General features: G+C 64.7%; 13 protein-coding genes. 9 read left to right on the forward strand and 4 right to left on the reverse strand.

Going from position 1 to position 14209, the window contains the following annotated elements:
• The first annotated feature begins 99 nt into the window (after window positions 1-99).
• From XH81_RS15025 to XH81_RS15045, 5 genes are all read left to right on the forward strand, one after another.
• The gene (locus tag XH81_RS15025; protein WP_028141054.1) at window positions 100-1305 is read left to right on the forward strand and encodes an MFS transporter; all 1206 of its coding nucleotides are present in this window, start codon (window positions 100-102) and stop codon (window positions 1303-1305) included.
• A gap of 179 nt (window positions 1306-1484) precedes the next feature.
• The gene (locus XH81_RS15030; RefSeq protein ID WP_028141053.1) at window positions 1485-2714 is read left to right on the forward strand and encodes a CaiB/BaiF CoA transferase family protein; all 1230 of its coding nucleotides are present in this window, start codon (window positions 1485-1487) and stop codon (window positions 2712-2714) included.
• Window positions 2715-2814: 100 nt separating this feature from the next.
• The gene (locus tag XH81_RS15035) at window positions 2815-3693 is read left to right on the forward strand and encodes a 3-keto-5-aminohexanoate cleavage protein (protein WP_028141052.1); all 879 of its coding nucleotides are present in this window, start codon (window positions 2815-2817) and stop codon (window positions 3691-3693) included.
• A gap of 104 nt (window positions 3694-3797) precedes the next feature.
• A complete protein-coding gene (locus XH81_RS15040; RefSeq protein WP_028141051.1) occupies window positions 3798-4013 on the forward strand; it encodes a hypothetical protein in 216 nt (71 codons plus the stop codon).
• Window positions 4014-4111: 98 nt separating this feature from the next.
• Window positions 4112-4504: a RidA family protein gene (locus XH81_RS15045; RefSeq protein WP_028141050.1), complete on the forward strand. Its 393-nt coding sequence runs from the start codon at window positions 4112-4114 to the stop codon at window positions 4502-4504.
• 4 nt (window positions 4505-4508) lie between these two features.
• Here XH81_RS15045 and XH81_RS15050 read toward each other — a convergent pair whose 3' ends face one another.
• A complete protein-coding gene (locus XH81_RS15050; protein ID WP_028141049.1) occupies window positions 4509-5171 on the reverse strand; it encodes a TetR/AcrR family transcriptional regulator in 663 nt (220 codons plus the stop codon).
• A gap of 320 nt (window positions 5172-5491) precedes the next feature.
• Between XH81_RS15050 and XH81_RS15055 the strand changes: the two genes are divergently transcribed.
• Window positions 5492-6727: an acyl-CoA dehydrogenase family protein gene (locus XH81_RS15055; RefSeq protein WP_028141048.1), complete on the forward strand. Its 1236-nt coding sequence runs from the start codon at window positions 5492-5494 to the stop codon at window positions 6725-6727.
• Between the two features lie 240 nt (window positions 6728-6967).
• On the forward strand, window positions 6968-8026 hold the full coding sequence (locus tag XH81_RS15060; RefSeq protein WP_028141047.1) for a phosphotransferase family protein: 1059 nt from the start codon (window positions 6968-6970) through the stop codon (window positions 8024-8026).
• A gap of 205 nt (window positions 8027-8231) precedes the next feature.
• Here the strand turns inward: XH81_RS15060 and argE are convergent, their stop codons facing one another.
• Together argE and XH81_RS15070 are read right to left on the reverse strand one after the other, a co-directional pair.
• The gene (gene argE, locus XH81_RS15065; RefSeq protein WP_028141046.1) at window positions 8232-9404 is read right to left on the reverse strand and encodes an acetylornithine deacetylase; all 1173 of its coding nucleotides are present in this window, start codon (window positions 9402-9404) and stop codon (window positions 8232-8234) included.
• Between the two features lie 890 nt (window positions 9405-10294).
• Window positions 10295-11080: an SDR family NAD(P)-dependent oxidoreductase gene (locus XH81_RS15070; RefSeq protein WP_028141045.1), complete on the reverse strand. Its 786-nt coding sequence runs from the start codon at window positions 11078-11080 to the stop codon at window positions 10295-10297.
• A 134-nt stretch (window positions 11081-11214) separates the two neighbouring features.
• On the opposite strand from XH81_RS15070, the gene XH81_RS15075 reads away from it, so the two are divergent.
• Window positions 11215-11913 carry a histidine phosphatase family protein gene (locus XH81_RS15075; protein ID WP_028141044.1) on the forward strand — a complete coding sequence of 233 codons (699 nt, stop codon included), beginning with the start codon at window positions 11215-11217 and terminating at the stop codon, window positions 11911-11913.
• Between the two features lie 81 nt (window positions 11914-11994).
• Window positions 11995-12762: an SDR family NAD(P)-dependent oxidoreductase gene (locus XH81_RS15080; protein ID WP_028141043.1), complete on the forward strand. Its 768-nt coding sequence runs from the start codon at window positions 11995-11997 to the stop codon at window positions 12760-12762.
• A gap of 166 nt (window positions 12763-12928) precedes the next feature.
• On the opposite strand, the gene XH81_RS15085 is transcribed toward XH81_RS15080, so the two are convergent.
• Window positions 12929-14152: a serine hydrolase domain-containing protein gene (locus tag XH81_RS15085; RefSeq protein ID WP_028141042.1), complete on the reverse strand. Its 1224-nt coding sequence runs from the start codon at window positions 14150-14152 to the stop codon at window positions 12929-12931.
• Window positions 14153-14209 lie beyond the last annotated feature (57 nt).

Here is a 14209-nt window from a genome sequence, read left to right on the forward strand (position 1 = left end):
GCGGTGCCATTCGGAACCGGCATGCCCGTGGCCTCGGTCTGCAGGTAAGACATTGGTCGCCGGCGCGATCTGCGCCTGGCAGGCAGGCGAACGTTTGGAATGCGGTTCTTGAAATCTGACAGCAGGCTGACCGGCGTCCTGCTGGTTCTCGCCATCACGCAGCTGGTCGGATGGGGCACGATCGGGCTTCCTGCCATCGTCGGGCGTGATCTCGCCGCCGATCTCGGCATGAGCCTGCCGGCGGTGTTCGCCGGGACATCCGTCCTCTACGTCTCGATGGGGCTGTGCGCGCCGTGGCTTGCCAGATCGTTTGCGCGGCATGGCGCGCGGACGGTCATGATGGTCGGCACGGTCGTCACCGCGCCGGGCTTCGTGCTGCTGTCGCTGGCGCGCGAGCCGATGCTCTATTTCGCCGCCTGGATCGTCCTCGGTATCGCCGGCAGCGCCACGCTGTCGACCGGCGCCTATATCATGCTGAACGAGGTCGCGGGGCGGCAGGCCAAGAACGCGATCGGGGCCTTGATGCTGGTGACGGGCCTGTCCAGCAGCATCTTCTGGCCGACGACCTCGTTCCTCAGCGGGCACCTCGGCTGGCGGGGGACGTGCCTGGTTTACGCGGCCATGCTGACCCTCGTGTCGCTTCCGCTCTATGCATTCGTGGCGCCGCGCCGGAGACTTGCGAAGGACGATGGCGGCACGCTGGCCAGGTCTGCCGATGTGCCCGCGATTCCGAGGAGCACGTTCGGCCTCGTCGTCGCCGCGATCACGCTCAACGCCTTCGTCAATTTCGGCATCAGCGCCATCATGATCGAGCTGTTGCGGGCGGAGGGGCTCACGCCCGCGCAGGCCCTCGCGTTCGGCTCGATGCTGGGCGTGATCCAGGTCAGCGCCCGCGGGCTCGATCTCCTCGGCGGCGGGCGGTGGGACGGGATCACGACCGGGCTCGTCGCGGGCACGGCACTGCCCGTCGCGATGCTGCTGCTGATGCTGAGTGAGGGCGCGACCTGGGCGGTGGCGGTCTTCATCCTGCTCTATGGCGCCGGCAGCGGCGCCATGGCGGTGGCGCGGGCGACCATCCCGCTCGTGTTCTACGACCAGGCCGAGTTCGCCAAGGCGATGTCGATGATCGCGCTGCCGCTCAATCTGGCGTCCGCGATCTCGCCGCCGCTTCTGGTCGGCCTGCTCACCCAATTCGGCAGCCGCGGCGCGCTTGGTCTCACGCTGGTGTTCTCCTGCGCGACGGTGCTGATCCTGGTCCTGCTCGGACGGCGGCGGCCGCGGGTTGCGGCGGCAGCCGTGACCTGAGCCGATCAGGCAATATTCGCGGCGTGGAAAGTTGCGGACACGAATTCGCTTGCTGCCGGAGCCGCGGATAGCCGTATGCCGCCAGTGCAGTGCTCAAGGCGCCAAAATAGTGTATCCGCTGGGGAGCGCGGCCGCTCAAAGCCGCCGCGCCAAGATCCAGTTCCCCGGAGGAAATCGACATGTCGGCCTTGCCGCTCTCAGGCATCAAGATCCTTGACCTCACGCGCGTGCTTGCCGGGCCCTTGTCGGCCCAGATGCTGGGCGATTTGGGCGCGGAGGTGATCAAGATCGAGCGGCCGGGCACCGGCGACGACGCGCGCGCGTTCGGGCCGCCTTACCTGACCGATCCGGAAGGAAAGGCCAACAACAACAATTCCTTCTATCTCTGCGCCAACCGCAACAAGAAGTCGGTCACCGTCAACATCGCCAAGCCCGAGGGGCAGGCGATCATCCGCGAGCTCGCCAAGGACGTCGACGTCTTCATGGAGAATTACAAGGTCGGCGATCTCAAGCGCTACGGCCTCGACTACGAGACGATCAAGGCGATCAACCCCGGCATCATCTATTGTTCGGTGACCGGCTTCGGTCAGACTGGACCGTATGCGCCGCGCGCCGGCTATGACGCGATCCTGCAGGCGATGGGCGGCCTGATGAGCGTCACCGGTCATATCGACGGCGAGCCCGGCGAGGGCCCGATGAAGGTCGGCCCGTCGATCGTCGACTACATGACCGGCATGAACACCTCGATCGGGATTCTCTCGGCGCTCTATCATCGCGACGTCAACGGCGGCGAGGGGCAGCATATCGACGTCTGCCTGTTCGACACCGTCATCGCCTCGCTGTCGCACTGGCTGCAGATCTACCTCGTCAACGGCAAGACGCCGCCGCGCCGCGGCACCTGGGGCAATGGCGGCATGCCGGCCGGCGTGTTCCGCTGCACCGACGGCGAGCTGATGCTGGTGGTCGGCAATGACGGTCAGTTCCAGCGCACCTGCGCCGTGCTCGGCGCGCCGGAGCTGGCGACTGATCCGCGCTTCATCAAGAACAACGACCGCGTCGTGCACGGCAAGGAGATCATGGCGATCTTCGCCGGCCTGTTCCTGAAGCAGCCGGTGGCCTACTGGCTGGACAAGCTGGAGGAGGCCGGCGTGCCCTCGGGCCCGATCAACAATTTCGAGCAGGTGTTTTCCGATCCGCACGTCCAGTCGCGCGGCATGCGGGTGAAGACCGAGCACAAGTTCGAGCCCGAGCTCTCGCTGATCCGCAACGCGCTGACCCTGTCGGGCACCCCCATCACCGAATATCGCGCACCGCCGCTGTTAGGGGAGCACACGCAGGAGGTGCTCGGCGGCAAGCTCGGCTATGACGCCGGCAAGATCGAGACGCTGAAGCAGCAGGGGATCATCTAGGCTTGTCTTCGCCTCTCCCCGCGTGCGGGGAGAGGGGGCGCAGCTACTCTGCGGCAACGCGTTCAGCTAGACTCATTGAGTTGCGAAGCGGAGGAATTCCATGACATCAGGCAAAACCATCATCACCTGCGCCATCACGGGCAACCTCACAAAGCCCGAGCAGTCGCCGTATTTACCCATCACCCCCGAGCAGATCGCGACCTCCGCGCTGGAAGCCGCCGAGGCCGGTGCCGCCATCGTCCACATCCATGTGCGCGATCCCGCGACGGGGCGGCCCTCGATGGAGATCGATCTCTACCGCGACGTGGTGGCGCGCATCCGCGCCCGCAACACCTCGCTCGTCATCAACCTGACGACCGGCCCCGGCGGCCGCTTCGTGCCCTCGGTCGAAGACCCCCGCGTCGCCGGCCCCGGCACCACGCTGCTTGTCCCTGAGAAGCGCGTCGAGCATATCGAGCTGCTCAAGCCCGACATCTGCACGCTCGACCTCAACACCATGAATTCCGGCGGCGAGGTCGTGATCAACACGCCGCGCAATGTCCGCATCATGGCCGAACGGATGAAGGCGGCCGGCGTGCTGCCGGAGATCGAGCTGTTCGACAGCGGCGACTGCCATCTGGCGCGCGACCTGTTCGCCGACGGCACGCTGAAGGGGCCGGGCCTGTTCTCGCTGGTGCTCGGGGTGAAATACGGCTTCTCGGCGACGCCCGAGACCATGTTCTACGCCCGCAGCCTGCTGCCGCCGGGCGCGATCTGGTCCGGCTTCGGCATCGGCCGCGCCGAATTCCCGATGGTGGCGCAGGCCTATCTGCTCGGCGGCCATGTCCGGGTCGGCATGGAGGACAATCTCTATATGTCCAAGGGCGTGCTGGCGAAGACCAATGCCGAGCTGGTCGCCCATGCCGCGGGTATCTTGAAAAGCCTGGGGGCGAGCGTTGCGCGCGCGGAGGACGCGCGGGCGATGCTGGGGCTTGCCTGAGGCTTGCCCGCCATCCCCAGATAATCCCGGTCCGTAGTCGCACAGGCTTCCGCTTTGCGCCCGACTCTGATTCGATCTCTCCAGTAATGTCGGGAGGGAAATGGATGTCCTACACGATCGGGTTCCAGGCCAAGGACCAGAAGGCAATTCTGGCGACCGAGGCGGCCACCGCCAATCAGGCCGTCGCCATCATTGCCGCACTGCGCCAGAGTGCCGAGGAGATCAAGTTCATCCGCTCGCCGCAGGAAGGCGAGATGGGCATCGAGATGCTGCTGCTGCTCGCCAAGGAAGAGGCCGAGGAGATGCCGCAGCGGGCCTGAACCCGCGGCCCCAACCACACTTCGATTAGAAGCGAAGCATGCCGGCTGCAGGATAATGTAGTCAGGCGTCGGTTTCGCTCGAACCGAAGGTGGCTGCCATGAAACGCGAAGCGCTCCGCGTCGAACCGATCTCGACCTTTCTTGACCGCCGCAACGCACCGGTCTCGCCGGTGACGCGCGCCGGCAACATGATCTTTGTTGCCGGCCTGCCGCCGTTCGACCCGGAGACGGGCGAGATCGCGCAAATGCCGATCGAGCGGCAGAGCGAGATCGTCATGGAGCAGATGAAGCTGTGCCTCCAGACGGCCGGCGCCTCGCTCGACAACGTCATGAAGTGCAACGTCTACTGCACCTCGACGAAACATTTCGCCGCGTTCAACGCCATCTATGCGCGCTATTTCCCGATCGATCCGCCGGCGCGGATCTTCGTCTGCACGCCGGAATGGTTCGGTCCCTTCGACGTCGAGATCGACTGCATCGCGATGGCGTGATGGACTACCGCGCCGCCACCCTCGACGGCGCCTTTGCCTCGCTCCGTCCCGCCGTCAGCGCCATCGTCGCCACGCTGACCACGCGCGCGATCACGTCCTCGACGTCGTCGAGGTCGCATTTGCCTTCCGACAGTTTCGTCAGCCGCTCGCTTTCGCGGATGGTGTGGTGCGCCATCGCGAGCGCGAAGTTGAGGCCCCAGTAGATATCGACGTCGCTGCGGTCGGGCAAGGCGCGGCGCATCGCGCCGGCGAATTTGCGCAAATGGTCGATCTCGCGGTTCTTGATGCGGCGGATCGGCGGCACGGATTCGATCGAGGCGCGGATCATGAAGCGCGCCGCGGTGGAGCGCTGGTTCTCAGGGCCAAGGCAGCCGCGCAGCGTCGGTCCGACCAGCGCATGCAAGATCACCTCGATCGGCGCGCGGCCGCCGCCTTCTTCCTCTGCCGCCTTCAATTCGCGCAGGCGCTCGCGGTTGGTGGCGATCGAGCGGGTGACGAACAATTCCGCGATCAGCTCGTCCTTCGAGCCGAAATGATAGTTCACCGCGGCGAGGTTGACGCCCGCCTCCGCGACGATGTCGCGCAGCGTCACGTCGCCAAAGCCGCGATCGGCATAGAGCCGTTCGGCGGCGGCGAGAATGGCAGATCTCGTATGATCGCTGGCCATGACCTTCATCCCGTCATTCCGGGGCTCGCGAAGCGAGAACCCGGAATCTCGCCCCACATTTCGAGTTTCCGGGTTCAGCCCTGCGGGCCGCCCCGGAATGACGTCGTGAGCGAGGGAGTTGCAATTCAAACAGTTGTATGAAACTATCGTTTGAAGGCCGGAGATGTCAATCGCAATCGGGACTCGTTCGCAACTCGCGAAGCCGGTTCCGAAGCGCCCGCAAGCCGCGCGCTTGCGGGCCGCGCGCAGCGGGAGGACGGTCCGGCGCAAAACAGGCTCGCGAAGCAAACAGGTTCGCAAAGAGAGACGAGGAGCGTCCCATGGATTTCGATCTGTCCCCCAAGCAGAAGGAATGGCTCGACCGCGTGCGGTCTTTCATGGCCAAGCACGTGCGCCCGGCGGTGCCGATTTATGATCAGCAGGATCACGCCGGCGAGCGCTGGAAGGTGATCCCCATCCTCGAGGACCTCAAGAAGAAGGCGAAGGCCGAAGGCCTCTGGAACATGTTCATGCCGCCGAGCGAGCATGAGGATGACGAATTCCGCGGCGCGGGATTGACCAATCTCGAATACGCGCTGCTGTCGGAGGAGATGGGCCGCATCAGCTGGGCCTCGGAAGTGTTCAACTGTTCCGCGCCCGACACCGGCAACATGGAAGTGTTCATCCGCTACGGCTCGAAGGAGCAGAAGCGCAAATGGCTGCGTCCGCTGATGGACGGCGAGATCCGCTCCGCCTTCCTGATGACGGAACCTGCGGTGGCCTCGTCGGACGCCACCAACATCGAGACCCGCATCGAGCGCGACGGTGACCACTACGTCGTCAACGGCCGCAAATGGTGGTCGTCCGGCGTCGGCGATCCCCGCTGCAAGATCGCGATCCTGATGGGCAAGACCGATTTCAAGGCGGCCAAGCATCAGCAGCAGTCGCAGATCCTGGTTCCGCTCGATACCCCCGGCATCAAGGTCGAGAAGATGCTGCCGGTGTTCGGCTTCGACGACGCCCCGCACGGCCACGCCCAGGTGCTGCTCGACAACGTGCGGGTGCCGAAGGAGAACATCCTGCTCGGCGAAGGCCGCGGCTTCGAGATCGCGCAGGGCCGGCTCGGCCCCGGCCGTATCCATCACTGCATGCGCACCATCGGCAAGGCCGAGGAGGCGCTGGAGAAGATGGTGAAGCGCCTGTCCTCGCGCAGCGCCTTCGGCAAGAAGATCGTCGAGCACTCCGTGTGGGAGCAGCGCATCGGCGATGCCCGCACCAATATCGAGATGACGCGCCTGCTCTGCCTCAAGGCTGCCGACATGATGGACAAGGTCGGCAACAAGACCGCGCAGGCCGAGATCGCCATGATCAAGGTCGCAGCGCCCAACATGGCGCTGAAGATCATCGACGAGGCGATCCAGGCTTTCGGCGGCGCCGGTGTCTCGGACGAGGCGGGCCTCGCCAAGGACTACGCCCACATCCGCACGCTCCGTCTCGCCGACGGTCCGGACGAGGTGCACAATCGCGCCATTGCCAGACTTGAGGTTCGGAAGTATGCAAATTCTCCCAATCATTGAGAGCGTTTTCCAGCGAAGTGGACACCGGTTCGCGCTAAGAAAACGCGTCAAAACAAGAAACTAGGGATACCGTTCCGATTTTTCGGAACGGAATCTCTGGAGGGAGAGCCGGGAGGCGCTCCCGATCTGAAGAAACGACAGGGCATGATGCGGTGACCGCTTGACGCAAGTGCGTCAGCGGTTACCGATTAGGATCATGCTCCGACCTGAAATGGTCAGGACTGAAGAGGGAGCGTCATCGTGGCTGACGGCGTCAGGAAAGACGAAGAGTTCTCGGGCACCAAGCCGGTCGAGGAGCGTCATCGCTTCGACGAACTGCGCCTGGAAGCCTGGATGCGCGACAACGTCGAAGGCTATGAGGGACCGCTGGTCGTGCTCCAGTTCAAGGGCGGCCAGTCCAATCCGACCTACCGGCTGAACACGCCGAACCGTTCCTACGTGATGCGCCGAAAACCGTTCGGCAAATTGCTGCCCTCGGCGCATGCGGTCGATCGCGAATATCGCGTGATCGCAGCGCTCGGCAAGCAGGGTTTCCCGGTCGCGCACGCCTATGCGCTGTGCCAGGACGACAGCGTCATCGGTGCGGCCTTCTACATCATGTCGATGGAGGAGGGCCGGGTGTTCTGGGATCCGACGCTGCCGAGCCAGGATGGCGACGCGCGGCGCAAGATCTTCACCAGCAAGATCGAGACGCTGGCGAAGCTCCATATGTACGATCCTGTTGCGATCGGGCTCGGCGAGTTCGGCAAGCCCGGCAATTATTTCGCGCGGCAGATCGACCGCTGGACCAAGCAGTACCGGGCGTCCGAGACCCAGCACATTCCCGAGTTCGAGAAGGTCGCCGAATGGCTGCCCAAGACCGTGCCGGAGCAGGCGCGCGTCTCGATCGTCCACGGCGACTATCGTCTCGACAACATGATTTTCCACGCGACGGAACCGCGCGTGCAGGCCGTGCTGGACTGGGAGCTGTCGACGCTCGGCGATCCCATGGCCGACTTCACCTACCTGTTGATGCAGTGGATCATGCCGGGTCTGCAGGGCGCGGACCTCAAGGCGCTCAACATCCCGAGCGTGGAAGAAGCCGCGCAGATCTATTGCAACGTCACCAAGATGACGGTGCCTGATCTCAACTGGTACTTCGCCTACAATCTGTTCCGTCTCGCCGGCATCACGCAAGGCATCGCCGGCCGCGTCCGCGACGGCACCGCCGCCAACGCCAAGGCGCTGGAGTCCGCCAAGCGCACCGTACCGCTGTCGCAGGCCTCATGGGAATACGCGCAAAAGGCGGGCGCGGTGTAGAAATGACGAAGGCGCGGCCGATGTGGCCGCGCCTTTTTTCTTTGGGCCGCGTCGGTGTTTCCACACAGCCGCTGCCATTCCCCTCGAAGGCGGGCAAATCCAGTCTTCGTAGGGTGGGCAAAAGCGCGTAGCGCTGTGCCCACCATCCTTCAGCGTTCGCGGGCAGAGTGGTGGGCACGCTTCCGCTTTGCCCACCCTACGGCACCTACGCCGTGGCTTTCGCACAATGCGCGATCAGCCTCTCCACGAAGCCTGCGCATTTCTCCAGCTCCGCCATCTCGACGAACTCGTCCGGCGTGTGCGCCTGCGCGATCGAGCCCGGTCCGATCACCACCGAGGGGATGTCGGCCATGCTGGCAAACAAACTCGCTTCGGTGCCGAAGGCGACCTTGGCGTGGTCGTTGCGCCCGGCAAGGCTCTTGGCGAGCGTGACGATCGCGGCGTCGGCGGCGGTGTCCAGGGCGGGGTAGTCGAGGATCTCCTCGAAATCGATGCCGCACTCCGGATGCTGCTTCTTCATCGCCGGTTCGAGTTCGGCCTTGGCCCAGGCGACGATCGCATCCGTCACCTCCCTGGACTCGGTGATGCCGATGCCGCGGCATTCGAAGTCCACCGTGCAGGTGTCGGGCACGATGTTCAGCGCGGCGCCGCCGTGCACGATGCTGGTGAGCAGCGTCGAGTGGGGAACGTCGTAGAGGCTGTCGCTCGCTCGCACGGCTGCGAGCGCCACGGCGCGGCGGCGGATCTCGACGATCAACTCGGCGGCATATTCGATCGCGTTGACGCCGTCGGGCGCGATCGAGGAGTGGCGGGCGAGGCCGCGAAAGGTCGCGCGCACGCCGTGCTTGCCCTTGTGGCCGATGATGACTTTCATCTCGGTCGGCTCGCCGATAAAGGCGCCGAGCGGTATGATCCGTTTCTTCGCGACCTCGCCGAGCATCGGGCGCACGCCGACGCAGCCGATTTCCTCGTCATAGGAGATCGCGAGATGAATCGGCGTTGCGAGCCTTGCTTCCAGCATCTCCGGCACCATGGCGAGGCACACCGCGACAAAGCCCTTCATGTCGGTGGTGCCGCGGCCATAGAGCTTGCCGTCGCGCTCGATCAGCTTGAACGGATCGTGGCTCCAGTCCTGCCCCACGACGGGCACAACGTCGGTATGGCCTGACAGCACGAAACCGGGGCGATCTTCAGGGCCGATCGTGACCCACAGCGAGGCCTTTTGCCCTGTTACGTCGACGATGCGCTCGCCCTTGACGCCGAACGCGGCGAGGTAGCTCTCGATATGGGCAATCAGGGGCAGGTTGGTGCGGTCGCTGACGGTGTCGAAGCCGACGAGGTCGGCGAGGAGTTTGCGAATACGGTCGGGTCTTGGCATTGTCTCGTTCTGTCAGGGAGTATGGAGGCTGAAGTGCTTGCAGGAACCATACCAACGTGAGGCCTCGTCGGGCAAATCAACATCGCAACCGTCATTCCGGGGTGATGTGCAGCATCGAGCCCGGAATCCATCGGTCCGCATCACGCGCTGCGAAATGAATTCCGGGTTCGCGCCTTCGTCGCGCCCCGGAATGACGAGGGGAGCCACAATCCCTTGCGTTGCCTGACGGGCAAAACACCCAAGGTATCGGTCAACGCATGGCGGCGAAAAGATTCCACTTTACCGAAATTCGGAAACGGCGTATGTGTCGCCGCAACCCGGCCCAAGGAAGAGGGGCGTATCGCGATCGTCACGAATGCGGGCTGGGCGGCGGTGGACGTGGGTGACATCGGCGCGAAGGGTTTTGCAGGGCGGAGAGCCGTGAGCAAAGACACCTCGCGCACACGACCGGTGTGATCGGCGTACGGCAAAATCGTGTGGTCCTGGCGCCCGGGGTCTGTGCGCCAAGTCTTGCGGTGATGGGTGTCGTCCAACCGGACGCATACGTCAGCCATCCGCAAGGCGACGGGGGCAATAGTGCAACGCTCCCCGGGGAGAGCACGACATAAGCCGTAAAACCACTGCGCAGGGAAGGCCGGGATGTCCTGGCTACACCTGTATGCCGCTGTGCAAACTTCTTACTCCAATTTCGCACAGTGGACCTCGGGTGCCAGCGGGCTCCCGGTCTTCCCTGCGCCCTCTTTCAATTATGAGGGTGAAGAGACGAAGCAAAGCTCGGGCGAGATGAGCCGCGAGGATGACGAACTATGTCTATCGTTGAACCAAGCTCTCGTGCCCCGGACGCTGCGCAGCAACGCTTCGCGTTGCAGCGCGTCCGGGACACGCGAGAGTTAAACCGGCTTGCCCGTATACGGCATCGACGCGGTGAGGCCGCCGTCGACCGGGAACGCCTGGCCGTTCACATACGAGGCTTCGTCGCTGGCCAGGAACAGGCCCATCGCCGCGAGCTCGTGCGGTTGGCCGGGGCGCTTGAGCGGATTGAGCTGGCCGATCTTGTCCTGGGTGCCGCGCTCCTTGGCGCGGTCGAAGATCGGTTTTGTCATGCCGGTCTCGATCAGGCCCGGGCACACCGCGTTGATGCGCACGCCGGTTCCGGTGAGCGAATACGCCGTGGTCTGCACCAGGCTGATCACGCCGGCCTTGCTCGCGGCATAGGGATGCCCGCTGGCGCCGGCCTTGAGGCCTGCGACGGACGCGGTCAGCACGATCGCGCCGGACTGCTGCTTCACCATATGCGGCATCGCATGCTTCACCGCGAGGAACGGCCCGATCAGATTGACGCGCAACACCTCCTGCCAATGCTCGACGGTTTGCTCACCGAGCGGAACGAGGCCGCCGCTGACGCCGGCATTGGCCCAGATCACGTCGAGCCGGCCGTGGGTCTTCACCGCGTTGTCGATCACGGCGATGACGTCCGTCTCGGAGCCCGCGTCGGCGATCATGGCTTCCGCGATGCCACCGGCCTTCTTCACCTCGTCGACGGTCTCCTTCACCGCCTCGGTGCGATCGACCGCGATCAGCTTGGCGCCTTCCCGGGTGAACAGTAGCGCGGCGGCGCGACCGATGCCGCTGCCGGCGCCGGTGATGATGACGGATTTGCCTTGCAGGCGGCCCATGCGTTTCTCCCTGTGGTGCCTCGCGCGACGCTTGCCGCGCGACGGAATTTCAAACAAGATTTCAAACGGTAAAGTGTCTTGAGACACGTTCACACCTGACGTACAGCGACATCAAACGGGATGGAAGGGTTTCGATGGCAGGCGCAGACAAGCCCAATGTGGTCATGACACGGTGGTGGTGGGTCCGTCACGCGCCGGTGCGCAACGACGGCGGCAACATCTACGGACAAAGCGACATCGCCTGCGACACCAGCGATACCTATGTGTTCAACGCTGTTGCCAAGGTGCTGCCACGCACGGCGGTCTGGTATTCGAGCAATCTGGTGCGCACGCACCAGACCGCGGAAGCGATCTGGGCGGCCGGCTTCCCAAGGCCTGCGTCGATGAAATGGGAAGCGGACCTTGCCGAGCAAAATCTCGGCCGATGGCAGGGCATGAACCGCGCCCAGTTCATCGCCAGCCGCCCCGTGGGCACGAGCTGGTTTGCCGACATCAACGAGCCCGCGCCCGGCGGCGAGAGCTTCATGGATCTCTACAACCGCACGCGCCGCACCATAGAGCGGATCAACGCCGAGGCGGCAGGCCAGGACATCATCGCGGTCGCGCATGGCGGCACCATCAAGGCGGCGCTGGGGCTCGCGCTCGACGGCCAGCCGGAGCGGGGATTGTCGTTCGACATCGACAATTGCTCGGTGACGCGATTGGATTATTTCGCAACTCCCGAGCGCAAGGTCTGGCGGCTGCCGATGGTGAACCAGCAGCCGTGGATCGCGGATGCCGCGCATGCGGCGATGCATCAGCCCGCGGGACCGGAAGTCAAGAAGCTCGCCTGAGTAAGGCGTCATTCCGGGATGGTCCGAAGGACCAGGCCCGGAATCTCGACGTGAATACCAAGATCAATCTGGGAGAGAAACATGACCTTGTTCGACATGAAGGGGAAAGTCGCCGTCATTACCGGCTCGACGCGCGGCATCGGGCTTGCGATCGCCGAGCGCATGGCCGAGCACGGCGCCAAGGTCGTGATCTCATCGCGCAAGGCCGATGTCTGCGAGCAGGTGGCCAAGGGCATCAACGACAGGTTCGGCAAGGGCACCGCGGTCGCGGTTGCCGCCAACATCTCATCGAAAGAGAATCTGCAAAACCTCGTCGATGAGAGCAACCGCGCCTTCGGCAAAATCGACGTGCTGGTCTGCAACGCCGCCTCGAACCCGTATTATGGTCCGCTCGCCGGCATCTCCGACGATCAGTTCAGGAAGATCCTCGACAACAACATCGTCGCCAACAACTGGCTGATCTCGATGGTGGTGCCGCAGATGATCGAGCGCAAGGACGGCTCCATCATCATCGTCTCCTCGATCGGCGGGTTGAAAGGCTCGACCATCCTCGGTGCCTACGCCATCTCGAAGGCCGCCGACATGCAGCTCGCGCGCAACCTCGCCTGCGAATACGGCAAGGACAACATCCGCGTGAACTGCATCGCGCCCGGCCTGATCAAGACCGATTTTGCCAAGGCGCTGTGGGACAATCCGGAGAACCTGAAGGCCTCGACCGCGCGCTCGCCGCTCCTGCGCATCGGCATCCCCGACGAGATCGCGGGCGCCGCGGTGTTCCTGGGGTCCAGGGCCGGCGACTTCATGACCGGCCAGACCATGGTGATCGACGGCGGCGCGACGATCAGCTGAGGTCGACGACGCGCTGAGTTTCTCGTGTCCCGGACGCGGCGCAGCACGAAGTGCTGCTCCGCAGAGCCGGGCCCAGAAAGCCAAGAACGAGATCGCGGAGACGTGGGCCCCGGCTCAGCAACGCACCGCTACGCGCTGCGTTGCGTCCGGGGCACGAGAGCGGCGATTACTCCACCGCCGCGTAAACCAGATCCCGCACCAGCGTGCGCGTAAAATCGCGCTGGCCCGGGCCCTGGCTCATGAACACCGCGAACAGATCCTCCTTCGGATCGATCCAGAAGAACGTGCCGGCAATGCCGCTCCAGAAATACTGGCCGACGCTGCCGGGGAAGGGGGCGATACCGGCCTCGCGGCGCACCGCGAAGCCGAGACCAAAACCGTGGCCGGGCGAGAGCAGGGTGCCGTTGGTCTGAACCTGCGGCCCGAGGTGATCGGACGCCATCAGCTCCAGCGTCTTGCGGCCGATGATCCTGTGGCCGTCGAGCGTGCCGCCGTTGCGCAGCATCAGGCAGAAGCGGGCATAGTCCATCGTGGTCGAGACCAGGCCGCCGCCGCCGGACTCCATCACCGGTGCTTCGTGCATGTTGAACAGCGCGACCTTGTCGCCAGTCCAGGGATCGGCCGCGAAAGGCTCGGCGAGCCTGCCCGCATTGGCCTCGGAGGTCGAGAAGCCGGTCTCGGCCATCTGCAGCGGGGCGAGCACGCGTTCGGTGAGGAACGTGCCGAGCGACTTGCCGCTGACGACCTCGATGATGCGGCCGAGGATGTCGGTGGAGCGGCTGTAGTTGAATTCCGCGCCGGGCTGGCAGACCAGCGGGAAGCTCGCCACCAGGGCGGCGTGCTCGGCGTTGGTGATCTTGCGGCTGCGGACGCGGGACTCCTGGTAGAGCTTGTGCACGGGGCCGTCGCCCTGGTGCTCGTAGGTCAGGCCCGAGGTGTGGCGAAGCAGGTCCTGCACGGTCATCGGCCGCGCCGGCGGCACCAGCTCCAGCTTGCCGTCCTTGACGATGCCGACCTGCTGGCTGGCAAATTCCGGGATGAATTTTGCGACGGCGTCGCTGAGCAGGAGGTGGCCGTCCTCGACCAGCGCCATGATGGCGACCGAGACGATCGGCTTGGTCATCGAGAAGATCCGGAAGATCGAATCCCGCGCCATTGGCGCGGCGTCCGCCGGGCTCTGCCTGCCGAGCGCCTCGAACCAGCCGACCTGGCCGCGCCTCGCCACCAGCACGGTGAGGCCGGGAACGGTTCCCTTGTCAATCTCGCGCCTGAAGGCGTCCGACATGGCCTGGAGCCGCAGCCGCGACAGCCCGAGCGTCTCCGGGCGGACCTCGGGCAAGGGCGGGGTCAGCGGCGTCGAGGTGGCTTTCGTGGCGGCTTGGGCGTTCATGGAGGCTCCCGGGCTCTTGTTTTTGGTCGATCGGAAAAGTGTGGCTCAGAAGCCCCG

Origin of the sequence: Bradyrhizobium sp. CCBAU 25360 (assembly GCF_028128695.1) — a bacterium.
GTDB classification, from domain to species: domain Bacteria; phylum Pseudomonadota; class Alphaproteobacteria; order Rhizobiales; family Xanthobacteraceae; genus Bradyrhizobium; species Bradyrhizobium ottawaense.